Source organism: Burkholderia sp. A9 (assembly GCF_000801975.1).
In genome coordinates this window covers 47,517-66,663 of sequence record NZ_JSZN01000010.1, presented here as the reverse complement: position 1 = coordinate 66,663, position 19,147 = coordinate 47,517, and the positions used below count along the sequence as shown (strand labels likewise).

The 19,147-nt window shown below is 59.3% G+C and carries 10 protein-coding genes; 2 read left to right on the top strand and 8 right to left on the bottom strand.

The window, feature by feature from the left end:
• Nucleotides 1–44 precede the first annotated feature (44 nt).
• The 5 genes from PI86_RS05965 to PI86_RS05945 form a co-directional block, all read right to left on the bottom strand.
• Entirely contained in the window at nt 45–704 is a 660-nt protein-coding gene (locus tag PI86_RS05965) for an amino acid ABC transporter permease (RefSeq protein ID WP_014899920.1), read from the bottom strand.
• Between the two features lie 45 nt (nt 705–749).
• Complete coding sequence (locus PI86_RS05960; protein ID WP_039319813.1) at nt 750–1,547, bottom strand: transporter substrate-binding domain-containing protein; 798 nt, start codon at nt 1,545–1,547, stop codon at nt 750–752.
• A 315-nt stretch (nt 1,548–1,862) separates the two neighbouring features.
• A complete protein-coding gene (locus PI86_RS05955) occupies nt 1,863–2,831 on the bottom strand; it encodes a LysR family transcriptional regulator (protein ID WP_014899922.1) in 969 nt (322 codons plus the stop codon).
• A gap of 195 nt (nt 2,832–3,026) precedes the next feature.
• Nucleotides 3,027–3,377 carry a carboxymuconolactone decarboxylase family protein gene (locus PI86_RS05950; protein ID WP_039319903.1) on the bottom strand — a complete coding sequence of 117 codons (351 nt, stop codon included), beginning with the start codon at nt 3,375–3,377 and terminating at the stop codon, nt 3,027–3,029.
• Between the two features lie 847 nt (nt 3,378–4,224).
• Entirely contained in the window at nt 4,225–5,226 is a 1,002-nt protein-coding gene (locus PI86_RS05945) for a TauD/TfdA family dioxygenase (RefSeq protein WP_052319378.1), read from the bottom strand.
• 113 nt (nt 5,227–5,339) lie between these two features.
• On the opposite strand from PI86_RS05945, the gene PI86_RS16915 reads away from it, so the two are divergent.
• Complete coding sequence (locus PI86_RS16915; protein WP_152608054.1) at nt 5,340–6,419, top strand: hypothetical protein; 1,080 nt, start codon at nt 5,340–5,342, stop codon at nt 6,417–6,419.
• Nucleotides 6,420–6,532: 113 nt separating this feature from the next.
• Nucleotides 6,533–9,751 carry an ATP-dependent helicase gene (locus PI86_RS05935; RefSeq protein WP_052319377.1) on the top strand — a complete coding sequence of 1,073 codons (3,219 nt, stop codon included), beginning with the start codon at nt 6,533–6,535 and terminating at the stop codon, nt 9,749–9,751.
• A gap of 146 nt (nt 9,752–9,897) precedes the next feature.
• Here PI86_RS05935 and PI86_RS05930 read toward each other — a convergent pair whose 3' ends face one another.
• Genes PI86_RS05930 through PI86_RS05920 form a run of 3 tightly spaced genes read right to left on the bottom strand, consistent with a single transcriptional unit; the run spans nt 9,898 to nt 19,116 of the window.
• Nucleotides 9,898–12,123, bottom strand: a complete 2,226-nt coding sequence (locus tag PI86_RS05930) for a hypothetical protein (RefSeq protein WP_039319804.1) — start codon at nt 12,121–12,123, stop codon at nt 9,898–9,900.
• A 1-nt stretch (nt 12,124) separates the two neighbouring features.
• Nucleotides 12,125–16,330, bottom strand: a complete 4,206-nt coding sequence (locus tag PI86_RS05925; RefSeq protein WP_039319801.1) for a DEAD/DEAH box helicase family protein — start codon at nt 16,328–16,330, stop codon at nt 12,125–12,127.
• Complete coding sequence (locus tag PI86_RS05920; RefSeq protein WP_152608053.1) at nt 16,327–19,116, bottom strand: hypothetical protein; 2,790 nt, start codon at nt 19,114–19,116, stop codon at nt 16,327–16,329. The genes PI86_RS05925 and PI86_RS05920 overlap by 4 nt, the downstream gene beginning before the upstream one ends.
• Between the last annotated feature and the right edge of the window lie 31 nt (nt 19,117–19,147).

The following is a 19,147-nucleotide window of genomic DNA, read 5'->3' as shown; positions in this document are numbered from 1 at the left end:
CCTGCAAGTGCATTCAACGTTGGGGGCCGAGCGTTCGCCACGGGTCAATGTCGGGTCCGCAGCGTCAGACGCCCTTCGAGCCGGGTCTGAACCGCACCCAACAACGAACTCAACACCCAGTACAACGCCGCCACGGCCAGATACAGCGGCAGCGGCTGGAACGTCGTTGCAATCACCTCTTGCGCAGACCGCAGCAATTCCGTCACCGTGATCACCGATACCAGCGATGTATCCTTGATCAGGCTGATCAACGTGTTCCCCATCGACGGAACCGCGAGGCGCAGTGCCTGCGGCCCGACCACGTACCGCAGCGTCTGGAAATAGGTGAGCCCCAGGCTGTGGGACGCACTCCATTGCCCTCGTGGAATACCGAGGATCGCCCCACGCATGCTTTCGGAAAGATAGGCCCCGGCATTGAGCGTCAACGTGAGCACCCCGGCCGCGGTCGGAGACAGCGAGATACCCACGTCGGGAAGCCCGTAGTACATGACGAACATCTGAACCAGCAACGGCGTGCCGCGCATGATACTGACGTAAGCCTGAGCGACACGATCCAGTACGCGATTGCCGCTGATTCTCATCACCGCCACAGCGGCGCCGACGATGAGACCGAGGACCATCGCGGCAATCGCAAACTTGATGGTCAACAATGCACCCATCAACAGGACGGGACCGGAGCTCAGAATTAGATTGAATTGTTCCATCTGTTCGTTTCCTGCGTGCGGCACGCTCTATCGGCAATCAAAGGTTCAGTTGCCCGTGGGATGGGTCACATCGGTACCGAACCACTTCTTCGAGATCGCGGCGAGCGTACCGTCCTGTTCCATCGCGCTCACCGCCCCATTTACCGCCGCCGCGAATTTCGGATTACCTTTTCGATACGGAATGCCGATCTGCACGTCCGTGTTCTTCATCAATCCGCCCCCGCGAACCGCGACCTTCGAGGTCTTGATCAGATACGGAACGAACAGGCGATCGTTCAGGTACGCATCGGCTCGCCCGCTCACGAGATCACTGAGCGCTTCGGACATCCCCGGATAGGTCTGTACGATGATGCCGGGAACCGACTTGGCATAGTCGGCGTAGTTGGAGCCGAGCGTGACGGCAACCCGCTTCCCTTTCAGCTCGTCGAGGCTTCGGTACTCCTGCTTGTCATCGCGCCGTTCCAGGACCTGAACCGCGGAGTACGCGTACGGCGGGGTGAAATCGAGAGATTGACGGCGTTGCGGCGTGATCGACACCTGGTTGGTCACGACATCGAATTTCCCGGCCTGCAGGCCGCCAATCAGACTGGACCATTCCGACGTGAAGAATTGCGGCTTGACACCCAGCTTCGCGGCCACTCCGCGCGCCACATCCACATCGAAGCCCTGCAACTCGCCGCTCTGGTCCCGGTAGTTGAACGGCGGGTAGGTTCCCTCCATCCCGACCATCAGGACACCGCGAGACTTGACCGTATCGAGCACGTCTTCCGCGTGTGCTGAAAGGATCGAACCAACCGTCGAAATCGATAGGATTCCGAATACAATAGCATTCTTGAGTTTCACTTCTGCATCTCCTGTAGCGTCTAATTGATACCAGAAATCAAGGACTAACGCGTGCCTCAACTTGAGTATCGGCAGCTATAATTTTCGACACAATTGACTTTTTCTCTCCACAGTCGAGCGTTTTACTCACAAATGTGGGCGCAATTCGACCCCCGAAACATCACGGGTCGCGCCTCGACAACTCGCCGTGACCCGGCCGTTTAGCCAACGGTATTCAGAGGGTGTCCGCGTTCACGCACACGCATGGACAGGCACACGGCAAGCAGCATTGCCGGCACCCATTCAGCGTCCTTCAGGCCCCCGTGATCCGATGACTCAAGTTGCTTCGTATTCAAACCGCGGCAAACCGACTGAATCCTGCACCGCCCGGTCCCAATGCGGAATGTCCCCGATATCGGCAACCACGAAATCGATGAAGTTGCGCACGAGCATGTTCGCGTGCTTCGATCGGTAATACATCGCATACAACGTATGCGTGATGATCGGTCGGTGATCCGGCACGACAACGCGCAGCGCGCCCTGAACCACATCGGATGAGACGAGATACGTGGGCAAGCACGCAACCCCGAGGCCCTGCAACGCAGCTTCGTGTAGTGCCAAACTTGAATTCGAATCGAGGACCGACTTGACCGGTATCTGCTGTACCTGGTGGGTGCGCTGCCCGTCACTGAACGTCCATGCGCCATTTACGGTCATAGCGGGGTAGACCAGGCACCTGTGTTGCATAAGATCCGCCGGCTCGCGAATCGACTCGTTCGAATCGAGATAGGCGGGTGCCGCGCAGTACACCCAATGTATCGTTGCCAGTTTTCTCGCGGCGTAGCTGGAATCCGCCCTGCTGGTAATGCGGATCGCGAGATCGAAGTTTTCCTCGACGAGGTTGGTCAGCCGGTCTTCAAGTGCGATCGACGCACTCACCTGTGACCGGGCATCCAGATAGCGGCCCAGGATCGGCGTGAGTTGTTTGGAACCAAAGGCCATGGAGCACGTCAGGCGCAGATTCCCTTCCGGGCTCTTCGATTGACGCGCCGCGTCCAGGGTGACTTCGAGATCGGCCAGTATGTCGTTGGCACGCTCGAAAATGATCCGACCGCTGTCCGTCAAGGTCAGGCTTCGCGTCGTGCGCTTCACGAGGAGCACCCCGAGCCGGTTTTCGAGTTGCGCAAGGCTCTTGCTGACTGCCGACGGCGACAGGTTCAACTCTCGGGCAGCAGCGGACAGGCTTCCCAATTCCGCTATTCGAACGAAAGCGGTGATCTGAGTCAGCGACGCAAAGTTCTTCATAACACGACCAAATCAATCCGAACCGGCGCGGTCACGCCGCGACGACGCGTGCATCGACCACCAGTGCCGGACCGGCCCGACGAGCGCCGTGTCGTCACGCCGAGATCAAGGCCGGTCCAATGAAAGCGCGATTTCCCGGCCGGGAGAGGTGATGCGACCGCCCACGGCGAGGCCATGTCCGGTCGCGTGGCACTGTTACTTGTTCGCTGCCGGCAGTGCGGCATGCGCGTCGAGTACGCGTGCCGAATACACGGCAGCCGCACCGGCATTCAGTGCTATCGCTACGCCGAGCGCTTCCGCGATTTCTTCTCGCGATGCGCCGCGCTCAACGGCCGCCTTCGTATGAAAGCTGATGCAGCCATCGCAGCGGGTCGTCACCGCTACCGCAAGTGCGATCAGCTCATGAATTTTCGGCTCAAGATGCCCCGTCTTGACGGCACTACCACTGATCTTGCTCATCCCCTCCATCACATCCGGGCTCATCGAAGTGAATTCACCGAATCGCGCCGACAGGGCATTGCGATAGGCATTCCAGTCTTTCATCAGCGTCATTCTCCTTTAGTTACAGCAGGTCTCAGTACACCATTCTTCTCTTCGGCCGAACATCGAGACTGAACCGAACGATTCCGCGAACTTCAAGGCGGTCGATGGACAACTCATTGCATCGGATCCACACCTCAGTGAAGACGATCCACTCATGTCTCGACGCCCTCAGCCGAGCACTGCCGGAAGAGGCGGTCGGGTCTCTTATAGTCGTCTCCACCGAGAGCTATTTTTTGCCGCCCAATCGACCTCCGCAAACGAGATATTCTGTTCGTCACTGAAAGAAAATCTTTGGCGGCCCACTTCAGGTTAGTCCCAATCAACTGACAAAAAGAAGAACGCGACGTGCAAGGGATCAAACGTCATCAGAACGTTGACGTAGCGCAAGTCGCCCGCGCGCACTCGAAACGACTGCGTCGGATATCGAACGCTCAGCCCCCGCAGAATGGAAAGCGACACAAGCGGTGCGAGCAGCGCGAAGAGGAGAAGATGTGGAGTTCAACAATTGATGTCGCGCCACGACCAATTCTCGTCGTTTTGAACGGTGAAATCCCCCGACGACATGCTTGAAGCCGGCCAAGACAAGCAATTCGTGTCGCCCTGTTACACGAACGCTTAATAAATCGACATTCTGGAGCTTTTATCTACCTGCTGCGTGTTGCAGATATTCCCTCTACCAAATATGAACCGCACCGGGTCCTGCGACCATTTCGCGCACGTCGGACAGCAGCTCGTCAACGTCGTAGAGCACTCCACCTCGGATTGTCTTCAGCAGGCACCGTTTGTATTCCGGGCCATTGGTCTCCTCGTTCAATCGAACACCGGGCCGTCATAAATCCCGCCATCACCCTTATGGGAAAAGCATATAGGCAGGTTTCGAGTATCGCTGCCCCTTCGTCAGCCCGGTAGTGTCAAGCCCGTAAGTACGGAGAATCCAGCGAGATTCGCCACCCGGCTCTCCCCCGACATCACTGCGCCCATGCAAGGCCAATCGATTGTTCACTAGCAGGATGTCGCCGGGCTCGACGACGACAGATGTGCAGTGCTGGAGACAGGCAGCCGCGAACGCAGCGTTAGCCTCGGCGGCTGCAGGCTGTTCGTCTTCGTCGACGAGTATGCTGCTGTGGCTGTAGCGGACCCAGGTCTCACCGCCCACATCAAGCAAGATTTCGCCCTCGTCGACGCCATGCTCCTTACCAAGGATGAGATTCATCCCGGGGATGAAAGTCTTTTGGGACCGGATGTCGAACTGCTGCTTCTTGAGTTCATCGATGTGCTCAGCGGAAAGGCCCGCCAAGACATCGCTTATCGGCATGACGGTTGTGCGAACACCATCTGGATTACGCAAGCCTGAGAGGCAAACGAAGTCGGGCGACGGCGCAATATCCGGATTGCTCACATCCAGTTGCCCCCGGAACGGAAAAGTCACAGCATCGGTGTGCCCCCGCATTGCACCTTTCGACTTGTCCGCAATACGCCCTTCGCCTGGGAAAACAACAAGGTTCACAAACAACTCACCATCATTTTCCGAACCGTAGGACACAGTCTCCATGCCCAGTGCCCCCATGGCGACAACGGCAGAAACTCGGGCGATTAGGGTACCCTCGGCATCCGGAACTGGTACGAAGGCCTGCGGCGTCTCAGGCAATTCCCCTTGAGCGAAGGCCTTGGGCAGCATCACAAACGGCGCAGCCCAAAGACTCGCCGACAAGGCTTCGAAGCTTTGGCCCGTGCTCTTCTGATGAGCGTCCCTCACGGCGGCGGACAACTCGCCGACCAGCTTTGCAGGTATACGCAATGCATCTCTCACCTGCTCGAGCGATTGCTGGTTTTGCCGCCACGCCTGCACCACCGCCTGAACAGCGGTTGCGAATTCAACGGAAATCAGAGGAGCCCCCGGAGGTTGATATATAGTTGGTACATGACTATACTGTTGACATACCCTCGGCCCGAGCGAGCCAAATCATGTCATCCACGACTCTTCCCCAAGCAGAAGCCGAACGTCCTGCACGGATGGTTAAAGAATTCGTGGCGTTAGTTGAGTCCATATCTAGGACTGTCGAGTTTACTGCAAGTGTTGGCAACGATGGCGTCACTTGCTCGGTCACACTGCCTAGTAACAAAAAGCTGTACAAAGACGCGCGTAACGCGGACGAGGCTGCCCGAAGCCTGCTCGCGGCGCTTACTGAAGAGATTCTAGGCGCTAGAGTGGTCGACCATTGGGTTTCCGAATACAGGCTCGCTCTTGAAAAGAACTGCACGCGAAGCGGGGAGGCCAATATGCAACCCAACGAATGCGAAACCGCGGCATCGAGGACGAAAGAGCGTCAGGAAACTATTGGCGTTAGTACAACGGCCTCTCTGCACACCGCAATCAACGCGCTTGCACTGGCGCGGCGAACGTCTACCGCCGCAGTAGCACGAGACATGCTATCGAAGGGTTTCGAGGACTTCGAAACGCGCACCTTTACGGAAAGCCCGCGTCGTTTGTTGGCGAGCTTCGAATCGAAGCTCGCGACATACAACGAGGGCGAGAATATGCAGTGGATGGTGCGCGTGGACCGCAGGCTAGCCACACGAATCAAACTTTCCGCCAAAGAGTACGGCAAATCAGCGTCGCAGATTGTCGCGATGTGCATGAGTGACGCGTTGGTCCGGCAGTCCGCAATTGCCGCAGGCGAGGTCGTGCCAACCGAACTCGAATCGGCAAAGGCAATCGTCGCGAAATACAAGGGGCCGGCGGCCCGCAAGCTTGCGGAAGATATTGGTCTTGGAAAGCGTGGCCCCCTTCTGAGCGGCGTTCTATCAGGAAAGACAGCAGCACCTCGAGCTTTGCTTCGAGCGCTATCTCTGAAACTCAAGGTGCCGATGGCGCTCCTTAGCCAAGTCTTCAATGAGACTTTCCTTGGTTCCCCTGTCCCGGCGTTCAAGGCTGAAGATGGAAAGCCTGAGGTCAGGCTCACGCAGCAATCTTGGGAAGGTGCGGTGAAGTCACTGAGTCTTTCCGATGAAGACACCTCGGCACTCCTCGAGTTCGCAGACTAAGCACTTCAATGAACCCATTTGACCGAGCTCGCGCAGAGGCGCAGGTATTGCGAAAACGACTTTTGGTACATTGCGACGCTCCAATACCGACGAGTCGCGAGCTTCTGTCATTCGTGGAGGACGAGCTGGAGCTAGCGCTCGAGACGGTGCCCGCCGCCTATTCCACTCTTGGCGGCGGCGCCGCGGTTCTTGACCGTCCGGAGCGTTGCATCTATGTCCGCAACGATATCAGCGAGCCTGAGTTTGCGTATCTCGTTGCACATGAACTTGGTCATTGGGTTCTCGATGCTGAAAAGCCGACGACGACTATCGCTCATCTCAAGTCGATGGCTGCCGCCCCAGAAACTCCGGCAGTGGCCAAGGTGGAAGCATATGGCGCGCGTGAGCGTCAAGAATTGCAGGCGAACGTCTTTGCTCGCGAGTTGCTGCTCCCGCGAGAGGTAGCTGATTCCCTCTGGCAGGCAGGCGAAGGTTCCTATCAGATTGCCGGCAAGTATCTCCTTCCCCTCGAAGTCGTTAGGCAGCAGTTGCTGGAGGGTATCCTGCTGCCACCGTACGCCCCGCCTCCTGTAAAACCGCTGCCTTCGCCGAGTGCCGACCAGCTGAAGGCAGCGACGGCGAAGGAGCGATTCGTCAACGTTGTCGCAGGGCCAGGAACAGGCAAAACGACAACCCTCGTTCACCGCGTCAAATACCTAATCGAGGAGCTTGGCGTTGAACCCAGTCGCATTCTTGTCCTGACCTTTACGAACAAGGCGGCCTTCGAGTTGGTTGAGCGGCTGCGTAATGCTGGTATTTCGCGAGCCGCCGAACTTTGGGCAGGAACCTTCCACGCGTTCGGGCTGGAATTTTTGCGCAAATTTCACCAGCATTTTGACCTCGGTGCCGACGTACTCGTCGCAGACAGGCTGCAAGAGCTATCCCTACTTGTAAAAAACCTGCCTCGGGTTGAGTTGAAGCACTACTTGCGCGTGGAAGACCCCTACGAATGGCTCAGAACCGCTACCGTATGCATTCAACGCCTGAAAGAAGAGCTCGTCAGCCCGGACGAGTATCGCTCGCGGCTTGCAACACTGGAGCCTGTCGAGGAAGCAATCCAGCTGGAACGCGAAGACATCGCGACGCTGTATGAACTCCACGAGACCGTGCTACATGAATCGCGAATGGTCGATTTTGTCGACCTCGTCGCAAAGCCTGCCATCAAAATCCGCGATGAGAGAAACGCCGTCGCCGAGCTGGCAGACCACTTCGAGCATATTCTCGTCGATGAATACCAAGACGTCACTGAAGCAATGGTGACGTTGGTCCGGCAACTTTGCGTAAATGCCAAATCCCTTTGGGTTGTTGGGGATGTCCGGCAAGCCATCCACCACTGGCGCGGTGCGTCGGTAAAGAGCCTGCTGCGATTTGAGCATTTCTTTCAAACTACCGGCGACTCGTCGTCTGTCAAAAAGTACCCGCTCGACGAGAACCGAAGAAGCTCATCGGAAATTCTGGACCTTTTCAGTCTCGCGGGTCGCGTCCACGAGCTCGAATCCCGCCTGCCTTTGGATGCAATGCACGCTGTCAACGGCAAAACTGGACGGCTGCCGGAACTCATTTCATGCGCAACGCGTGCGGCCCTGCCAGCGGCAGTGATTGCTGAAATTGGTGAGCAGCGAAAATCTGGTATCAGCTTTCGACAGCAAGCCATACTCTGCAGACGAACTGCTGACGTAGAGTTTCTTGCAACCAAGATACGCGAAGCCGGGCTCCCGGTTCTCTACATTGGGGAACTAGCCCAACGACCGGAGGTAAAGCTGCTGCTTTGTCTCATGCAACTCCTATGCGAGCGCGCACCTCGCGCTTTGGTCGGGCTAACGAACGTCAACGGCATCGCAATGCCAATGAGCGATATCACCTTTTTACTGGAGCAGTCACAGGGCCAAATGGCGTGGCAGCGCGGACGTTGGCTCGGTACGGTTGCTGGAGGTATGTCTGCTACTGGCGCGCTGGCGAGTGCGCAACTCAAGACCCTACTCGCGGGGTTCTCCCGCCATACAAGTCCCTGGGACTTTGTATGTGACATGCTCCTGGACCGCCGGTTCGCGCTCCCACCGGCTGCCGACACATCCATTGAGGCGCAGACCGCGCGGCTTGCGCTGTGGCAGTTTGCATATTCTGTTCGAAATGGCGACGGCGACATGCGCCAAGCGACCTTGTCCAGATACCTTCTACGACAACAGTTGAGGCAGCGCATCGGTGACACCTATCGAGACAGAGACCTGCCGCCCGCGGCAAGCGCTATGGACGCCGTGCGCGTTATGACCGTGCACGCGAGCAAGGGGCTCGAATTCGAAGCCGTCCACGTCGGCTACATCGACACCGACTCCTATGGTGCGGACGAGCCATGGAGTTCTGGAGATTCGATACTCGACCTGGTGCCACCAGCGGTTTTGGGTAGTGACGACGACGAGCACCGCTTTGAAACGGCTGTCGAACGCAACAACCTTTTCTACGTTGCGCTGTCTCGTGCGAAGCAATGTCTGGAACTCTATGAGAACGTCGAGTTTGCAAAGGACGGCCTCAAGCAGCTTACAACCGACCCTTCCAAGTATGTGAGTAGGAGCTTCACAAACACGCCCGCGACCAAATCGACGGGCGAATCAACAGGTGCACATACGCCTACCAAGGTTTCGGTCCAGTTCGATGAGTTTGAATCATATATCCGTTGCCCGCTCCAACATCACTACCGCTACCGGCTGGAGCTGCCGCACGAACAGGACATAGACGCGTCGGTACGAGCAAGGTGGGTCGTCATGGAGACGCTCGAAGAGTATGCAAGAAACAGGACGCCGCCCAAGCCAGTCTTCGATGCAGCATGGGAAAAATATCATCTTCCCCCCGCGTCAGACGACCCGCAGCTTACGCGTGATGCCAAAACTGTCTGCAGGCGCGGGTTAGCGGTAATCAAGCAACTCGCTGGTTCGTTTTCGGAAGGGCTTGTGGCCACGCTGAATGATGTCAATGTCGAACTGCCGTGGTTCATTGAGACCGGTAAAGGCGCTTCGACAAAGCTTCACCTTGTACGCTTCTCGCCCATGGGGGCTTCGTCAACCGCCGCGCATTTGCGTCCGCTGTTACGCGGCATTCCGGGGTTGCGCGCTATGCCTGCAGTCATACACACGCTTGTCGTCGAAAAGGAGTTCGATGCCCCAATTAGCAAGCGTCCGGAAACCACCGCTGCTTTCAAGGCTGCTGGAAAGATGTCCTCGGGCTTCGTCGGTGCTACGCCGGGCAGGCCATGTGACCGATGTGGTTATCTGACCATCTGTCCAGCGATGCCCATTTAAGCGACGGTGGGTCTCTCGCGCACCTGCAAGTACGAGCGTCAATATGCAAGCAACTGCAGAGTAATTTTCCGCTGTCCTCATCTGCCCACTTTGCGGCAGCGCTCACTTCACAGTGAGATGCCAGCGCACCGAAGGCGTTCAGCAGTTCAGTCCGAAATCCCTTCGTTGACCACCTCGAGAAAGCCGGGGATTCGCTTGCCCTTGTGTGTGGCGTCCTCGCGCGGCGGCGGGCCGCCTTTGAGAACAGCACGAGACAGCAGCTGATTCTGTGCAAGACACGATGTTTCGGGAATCATGATGCAGTCAGGGCAGGCCCCGCCGGCCGTGTCACAGAGGCGGCCCGAGTTGCAGCGATGCGTGGATGGCTCAAGCAAGCGGGACAGGAACCTGTTGCTCTCGTTACGCCACAGCGACGAAAGATTGCCTAGGTCCATGGTCGTACCGTTTCGGTAGACGACGAACGCCAGGTCCAAAGGAAAGAGGTACTCTCCCATCGAGCCTAGGTCCAGACCAGAGAGCTCGGCCACGCTCTTCATCATGGAGTGAGCGTAGGTATGGAGCAAGGTATAGACGTAGCGATAGGTAGCTGCATCATCCTCCTTGAGCAACGAGAAGTACCGCCCAAAAGGCTGCGCGACCTCCAGAATCTTTCCGCCAAGCTTGACAGTGCCGCTCTCGTCCCAGTCTGGCAGGTCAACGACGCCGACGGCCTGCAGCCACCTGTAAACCGAGCGAGGGTCGAGGCGCACATACAACGCTTCGTTGGCTTGCGTTACGACGTAGATGGGTCGTTTGCCGTTACGCAGCGGGTCGAATAGGCGCAAGCGCACGGGCATCAATTGGTTCCGCTTCTCCAAGGTCGGCGTCGCGCTAACCCGCGTATAGCCGTGCGTGAAGCGACACAGGTCAAACTCTCGAATCAGGCCCAGGTCTGCGATGCCGAGCTTTGTCATTAAATGCTGGGTCTGCGCTTCCTGGGCTGCCTTAACGCTGGCGTCTTTGGGGGCGAGGTCGTTGTCGAGATGGTTAAAGCGCACGAACTTAGCCCGACCGCCGTCGGGCGCAGCGGAGAGCTTGCCCCGGTTGAGTGCCTCATGCTCTACCGTCAGAACGAAGGGGTCGAAGCGGCTTGTGTACTCACTGCGAGCGGCCAGCTGTGCGTTGATTCCTGGCGGCAGGACGACACGCGGTGGTACGAGCGGCGGGTCGCTTGTAGTCCACCGGTCGATGAGCTTCTTGAGTTCCTTTTCAGCTATCTCCTTTGGGCCCTTGTCGCCCATTCCCCGGGCTAGGTCACAGATGCTCGAAAGGCTCTCGTACGTCTCCCACTCGCCGGCTTTCCCACCCGCCAGCAGCGCTGCTTTCATCTCGTCAGGGGTTAGTTCACCGCCCTCAAACCGAAACTGCTTGCCGATAAATGCGGCGAGCTCCGACTGTCGTTGTGGTTCGAGCATCTCCATCAAGTGGTGCTCGGACTCCGAAAACAGGACGAACTGCTCGGATTGAGCGTAGTAGGCGGAAGAGGCTCGGTACGAGATGGGCTCCATACGACGCTCGCCCACGCGCTTGCTGGCCGTGTCCCTGAACACCTCCGTCGTAAACTGGTCGTTCTGTCGCCATTCATCAGACCCTTTATGCCCGCAGGTCGGATTGGCGCAGTAGAAGTGCCACTGACCGATGCGCGGCGAGTCGGTATTCAGCTTGAAATCACTTTTGCCACATACGCTGCACTCTTCGCCGGAAAGCCTCAGGTCGTTCTTGCGGTCATCCCACTCCCATCGACCAGGAGTCGCTGGCATCCACTCGCCCGACCAGTGCACGAAGATGACGTCCAGTTGACGCCACTGGCACAGCCCTTTTCCGTCAGCCGCGGTGCACTGCGTTTTGCGTAGACGGGCGATGTTCTGCGCCAGGTCGTGCGCCGATTCGAAGCGCCTGAAGAGTCGGCACTTGTTGCACACAAAAGTCAGCGGCGCCGGAGCATATCCCATGCGCAGCGGGCTCAGGAACGCTAGCCGGTCTGCGCCCAGAGGCACGACGGTAGCGCCACCGAGAAGCGCCTCATCCAAACACTGGCGGGGGTCGATTTGCCGATTTCCGCTGCCCACCGCGTAAGACCGCGTAAACCAACTCTGCCAGACTTCCTGAAGTCGCAGAATGATTTGTGCCTTCGTGGTCGCGTGAATCGGAGCGTCGTCGACCGTTGCCGAGAAGTCCGGCAAGGAAATGCACGCGCCGAGACCGCCCTCAAAGGTGAAGAAGGCACCGGGCGCGTAAGCAGAGCCGAGTTGCCCCCGGGACCGCGCCATCGTCGGCGCGCTGAGCGTCTTTTCTTCGCCCTCGGTATCCAAGAACCCCTTGCGAATTGCCATCTCAGTCCCCCGTCTGTGCGTTATCGGCACCGTCGTTGTTAGCCACGCCGTGACGGACTAGGTCCATCACCAGCAGAACCTCGCCAGGCGTCTGGGTCTTGCCTTCCGCGTCTCGGGTAGAAGCCTGAATGACACCTCCCTGGTCGACATCGCGCAGCGATGTCATCGGTTTGAGCATTAGGTCTGTCTGAGCCTTAAAGTAGCCGTCCATATTACCGCTGCCCCAAACCGGGCTGCTCCACGCATTGGCAACGAGGTCGCGGGTCTTTTGGTCGATGCGGGCACGGTAATGCTCCTTGCCCTCTGGCGCGAAGGCATCGCGCAGCCCGATGGCCAACTCAACGAACCTGTCGATTTCCTCGATGAAGTCGTCGCCGCGGGAGTTCAACTCCCTACGCACGTTGGGGATGAAGCTGAAGTCCGGCGTCCCGCCCTTCTCGTCCTCCGGTAGGCGAATCAATTCGCGGCTTGGAACGACCCCGAGCAGGTAGGCCTGCAGCAGGCTCGGGAAGACCCGCTCCACGGCACGCTCTGCCCAGCGGTCGATAGCCGCTGGCTGCACCATGCGCTCCAAGAAGCGATGAAAGATGTCGAAGACGTGCACGATGTGACGGTCGCGGCGACGCTGTGGCGTGGGCACAAGGACCACGAAGCCGATGTGCGTACGTCCGACACGTGATGAGGCCTGGATGTACTCCGCGATGTCGGAGGGCATGCCGGCAAAGAACATCGAGTTGAACTCGTCGACGTCCACACCGTGCGAGATAGCTGAGGTGGCGATAACGGAGCGAAGTTGCTCTCGAATCGGCGGCAACGGCTGGCCAGGGGCTACGCGGCGCTGTGCGGTATCGACGACGGCCTGGATTTCGCCTTGTTCGACCGAGCCGGTGATGAGGCGAGTATCAAGGCCTTCCAGCGCGATGCCCTCGTTGAGGTGGCGCTTTCGAGTCTCCTCAGCTTCGGCGGCCATGATTTGGTCGCCGCCCTTCTTGTTCGTGACGTAGGTGAGCGCAATGCGGTGCAGGTCGATAAGCGTGGCCAGCTGCGAGGCGTCCGCTGCGGCCAGTACCTGCTTGTGCAGCTGCTCAAGCGGCCCCGCCGAGACATGGTCGACCAACATTTGCTGCGCCGCCTGGAAGTGCGCGGGTACACCGCTGGTGAGGTTGTCGAAGAGCCGCGTGACGGTCAAGTGAAACCCCGACAGTACCGCCACGCTGGTGGATGTGTGCGGCTTGCCGTTGGTCATAAAGGCGGTGTACACCCGTGCCTGCTGGCTGGCAACTTCGACGTCCAGGTGAGCCTCGCGCAGCACTTCCTTAGCTTGCGCGGGCTTCGCGTAGAAAGACTCATAGAGAGTCGGTCCGGGTTCCGGGAACTGGGTAGCCGGAATCGAGCGCTGATAAAGGTGCTCAAGCTGTCTCTCGGGGTCAGCCACGGTGGCTGACGCCGCGATGACCTTGGCTCGTCGCCGGCGGCCCTGCCCGTCGACCGCTATCAGGCTCGCGAGCGGCTTCGCCAGACACTCGAACACGGCATCGAGCGTGGACTCGAACAGGCCGGCGAACGTGCCGAGGGACTCGTCGAGCAGGTGCGCCTCGTCTTGGATTATGAGGCTCGGAAACGGGTCGTGGAAGACGCGCTTGCCAGTCTGATAGGCGGGGTACACCCCCTCCATGCCTTTTGCGGCAGGACCAGCCGTGAGTTCACGGTTGTCGATGGGAACGTACAGCCGTCCGTTAGACGGGTTGACCCAAGGTGCGGCGCCGAACATGCCGTAGATGCGCCGGATGGTGTGGTTCGAGTGGCCAATGAGCGCCAGCTTATCGACCGTGCCGAGCAAGACCGACGGCGCTAGGTCGTAGATGTCCTCATCGACGATGTAGAAGGGGAGCGGCTTCCACTGGCCCCCGTTGGAGTCACACTGGATATTGGTGCAGACATGGCCCAGCGTCTGGTTCTTGGAGTCGACGAACAACCGCAGTGCGGTTTCGCTGCCGCAAAACGGGCACTTGGGCAGCTTTCGCCACGCGCGCATGGCCAACGTGTACTTGCTGTCGTTCTCCCGAAGGGACTGCTCGTCAGCGAGGACGGGAGGCGCCTCAGACACGGTCGGAATGCTCTTGACACCCTTGGCGCTATGGCGGTTAGGCGAGCCACCGTTTCCCACCCAGAAGCCGATGGACAGCGAGTCTCCGCCGTAGCCATGACGGCGGCGTACACGCTCGCCATGCGCCAGCACGCGCGCGGCCCGTTGCGCCTGCTGAATCGTCAGCAAGCGCAACGGGTAGCGAATCAGGGCCGTCACTCCACGGTGCTTGCCGCGCAGACGGTCGAGCATGAGGTTGAAGACCAGTAGTCCGAAGAATGCCTCGGACTTGCCGCCACCGGTGGCGAAGTACAGCAGCGTCACCGCGTCGTCGCGGCGCTCGTCGTAGAAGTGCGACAACTCCGGAATGCGCGAGGCGAGTGCCGGAATGTTAGCGACGATGAAAGCCAGCTGGAATAGGCGCCATTCGCTGTCGTCGCCCCCGAAGCGCGCCTGCATGAAGTCGGCCATCGTCTCGTTCGTGGCCAGCCACGCTTCGTAGACGACGGCTTTCGCGTCCGTCTGGAGACCCCGGCTGCGCCAGGCGTCGCGTGACTCGCGCAGACAGTTCAGGCCTGCCTCGACCGCCTTCATCTCAGCCTCCCATTTGCGCAAGTCCTGACGGAATGCCTCTTCTTCGCGAGCGATGCCCGCCACGTCGGAGGAGTCGAGACCTTCGGCAGGGTTGACCAGCGTGGGTAGGTTCTTCAGCCACTCCCGCATTGACGGCAAGAGTGGCGACAAGCCATCTAGTCCATCGGGCTGCGCGAGCGAGCGCACTCGCCGCTGGACCCCGTTGGCACTCGTCGGGACAATCCGCGGTTGCGTGTAACGAGGTGTCCACGTCGTCTCAAGCACGCAAACCGCAGGGTCAGACTGTACCTGCACGACACCACAGTTGTGGCCCATTGCCGGATAGGTGAGGTACTTGTTATAGCGATAGGATGGTTCGACGCGCTCAAGCTTTAGCGGGTGATGGAGCGCGGCCGGCAACTCAACCCGAAGCGACACGAGGAAGACGGCCTCTTCCGCCTCGTCGACGTGCTGCTTGGGCATCTTGCTGACGTTCTCAAGCGCAAGAAAGAAGCTGCGCTTTGAGGGGTCCAGCCAGTCAGGGTACAGCTCGAGGTCCCAGCTCAGCTGAATCTGGGGCAACGTGATGCGCAGGTTCGACTTGCGGACCAGGTCAAGGAAGTCGGCCCATTTGGTGTAACGGCTTGCTGGGATGCTCAGGTCGTGCCGGTAACCCCACGCCTTGCCGCCGGTGTCCGGGTCGTCGCTTTGCGCCCACTCTGCTACGCGTTTGGCCACGGCCGCGTTCATGCGCGCGGCGTGGTCGTCAAGGTCGCGCTGCAGTTCTTCGCTGCTCTTGAGGATATCAAGCTCGAGCGGCGGGAGCTGCACCTCAAGTCGCATCCATTTGTGCGGGACAGTCAACGGCTCGAAATGCTCGTCCTTGATGGGCAAAGACTCATCAGCTTTAACTGGCACCCCCTCCTTCGTGCTCTCGCCTGCGCTGTCTGCGTCGCCTAGCGCCTCATCAGCCTCGACGTCGGCTTCGTCTTGCGGGACGTCAGCGGTCAGGAGGTGCCGAGGGACGCCTTTGGCTTTGTAGACCTCATCGACGACCCGGGCCCGAATCACAGGCCAGCCTGGGTGCTTCCACTTGGAGGTGTAAGCCCCCTTGACCTTCTCCCACTCGTCCTCCAGCCGGCGGTCACGCTCGGCTTTGATTTCATCGACCAGCGCTTGTCGCAACATGAAAACCGGCCGGCAGTTCGGTCGCCTTAGGTCTTCCTCGCGGGGCAGCACACGTACATAAACGCTAAACCGAGGCGAGACCGTCATCACTGCCGGCGTCACGGCGTTGAGCTGCATCTGTAGTCCGTGCGACGAGACCCAGATGGGAGAGGTCACCTCGTCGTCGCCCGAGACACTGCGCTGGGGCAGTAGGAAACCGGAGTTGAGCAGTGCTCGCGGACGGGCGCCGAAGATGTATTGTCCGGTTGGTCCTTGACCACTGAGTTGCGCATAAGTCAAGTTGAGTAGACTGTCGACCACCGCCTCCTTCAGCGTGGGGGAGATTTTCGCAGGGTCAGCGCGCAAAACAGACTGGCTCATTCTTTTGACTCCTTCAGGGGGCCAACAATTTCGACGGTAGCGACGTTCTCACGTGCCTTGTCGAATAACTGGTGAAGCGTCTTTCGTCTGATGCTGGAATGAGCCATAACGGACTCGGGCTGCAAGAGCATGTACGCGTAGATGTCGGAAACATGGCGTCCGTCTAGCCGGCGAGAGGTGCGGACGGCCGTGATGACACGCTGCCAATGATAGGCGGCCTCAAGTGAGGAAAAGCCGAGCACCTCCGCGAAGGCTTTGAACACGTCTTCGCGATTTGGCGCTTGCGGCCTTAACTGCTCGAATGGAGTGTCGGGAGAGCGCCCTAGGTCAATCCAATGGCGCATCGCCTGCAAAGTTGGCAACCTGCGTTCCAGGCTAGCATCGAGTTCCAACATCGACTGGCGAACGGCGCGTACCTTGTCTGCCACTGTAGCTTGCCGAAACCGCTGCGCAAGGCGCTTTTGCACCAGCTCGTGGTAACTACGAAGCGCTGACTCGAACGTCTTGTCGGACTGGATTGATACCCCTGCGTCACACAATACCTGCTCGACCATCTCGCGCAGCTCCGCAGACATCACGAAGACCCTGTCCCCGACTTCCAAAGAGCGAACTTGGCACGTCCTGAATCCCGCGTCAGTAGCATGTTGCGAACCCGGCTCGTAGACGTACACGTCCGATGTGCCACGGCGATATTGCGTGAGGCCGTTGTCGAACCGGATGCCCCATGAATCAGGGTCGACCTCCTGCTCGTGCTGCGAAATATCGGACGACAGCTCGACCCGGAAGGTCGGCAACACGTAGTCGCCGGTAGAAAGAACAGACGCGTCTTCAGGCAAGTCCTTGAGTTGCCGCAGAATGGACTCCATCCGCGGCTTGTAGGATTTGAACTCCGGCATGCGCTCCACGATGGGCTTGAGGGTTGCACGCAGGAACTGACTTGCCCGTTGGTTCAGCAAGAGTACCGAGTGCGCGGGGACTCGGTCGTCAGTCAACAGCATGCGCAGACAATCCTCGTTGAGTCCAGCGAATACAAGCGTGGCGCCATGCAGCCCGTCAATGTGCTCCTCCAGTTGCGCAGCAGGCAGTAGGTGCACGCGGCCACCGAAGGCATCGTAAGTCGCACCTGACGGGTACTGGTCATACTCGGCCAGGAAGCGCTCGGCCAGGCGCCGGTAAAGCGCATTGGGGAACACGATGACCACGCTGCGCTTCTTTCCCGTGGCGGCATTCGCGACGAGGGCGGCCAACTTGTGGGCAAAGGGGGTCGCAGCTTGGTAGTTGCCGAAGAGCTTCGAGCTTCGCTCCAAGTAATCAAGTAGGGCCGGCCGGTCGTCTCCGACATCAACGCTGCGGTTGAACTCGAGGGCGGCACCCAAATGAGTGGGCCAGTCGAACTCCCTACGTGTGCGGTCGGTCACGTCCGGGCCGGCCAAGTATTCCGACATGTGGCGTACGCCGCAAGGAAGGGCCGCCAAGCGCGAAAGAAAGGTGGCAGCGTCGACAAGCGGCTTCGCTGCCGCTTGTCCGCCCGGCGCAGCACTGGCGATGCGAACGAGCCTGTTCGCCACCTTGGCCGCGTCGGCATCCACGATGTGGACATCGAATTCGCGCGGAGACGGATGAGCAGCCTCGCGAGTTCCTGCCGCCAGGAGCCCTTCATTGCCCACAGTGCTTGGAATGCCGGCAATCCGGAACTCGTGCTGCATGTGCCAGCGGTGCTGAGGGTCACGCTTCTGGTTTCGCTCCCAGAGCTCGTCCTTGAGTCGGTAGGCAGCATGCGGCTCATCCGTGACGACGACCACTCCCGGCATGGCACTCTGAAAAACGTCTTCGAGCATGAGGCAGAAGCGTGCCAAGTGCCTTTTCCAGCCCGGAGCCTCGAAACGCACCGTGCGTGTTGCTTGCACCAGTACCACTTCTGGCGGGCCGAGCTTCGCCAGCACCTTGCAGGCCTTGCGGAGTTCCTCTTCCGTCATTCGCCCATCAAGCGCGAAAAGCGCGTCCGGCGCGGTACGAGGGTCGCCGATGACTGCGCAATTCATCTGCAATGCCTTCGCATGCGCTCGTCTGGCGAGCTTTGCTCTAACGAGTGCAAGCAGTCGAGCGTTGCAAGCACTCCAACTGTTGGAGTCGGGCGTGGCCAGGAATAGCGGCAGCAACTCGCCAATGGTCGGGTTGAAGGCCTCCCCCGGAACCTGAGGAAGCCCCCCGTTGGCAAGCGAGAATAGGAAAGCATCCTTATCTCGCATCGACCGGGTGACTTTCGGATTTCCGTTGACCTCGGCCAAGTCGCTGGCGATGTGCAACAGAGACCTCCGGTCGAAGTGCAGGTGATTTAGCCGATAGAAAACGTTGGTCTTGGCTGGGAAGAGCATGCCCCGGACACCCTGCTTGTCGCCTTCGTGCCAACGTGCCAGCGTAGCTAGGGCGTGCACGACGGTCAAAGTCTTGAGCGTGGCTGGCCACACCATCGCGATGTGGCGCGAACGGTACTGCGCGGCGTGCAGATATAAGTCAGCAAGCGAAACGAGCGCCGACGAGGGCTCGCTCGGTTGGATGCCGTCGTCTTGGTACAGCGCGATGAGCGCCTCGCGAGTGCGCGGCAACACTGGTGGCGGTTCAGGCGCCCGCGGAGGGGAGACAGGCTCCGACTGTTGGGACGGCTTCGGAGGGTTCGTCACGGCCTTTGGCCGCGCGGCAGGTTTGCGGGCAGCAAGTCTCGCGAGTTCTTCGCGCCTCTTCTTCTGCGCCTCAAGCAGGTCGTTGAGCTGTTTTCTCGATGCCATGAGTCTTATGTTTCTCGCTGTGCCCGGCGCG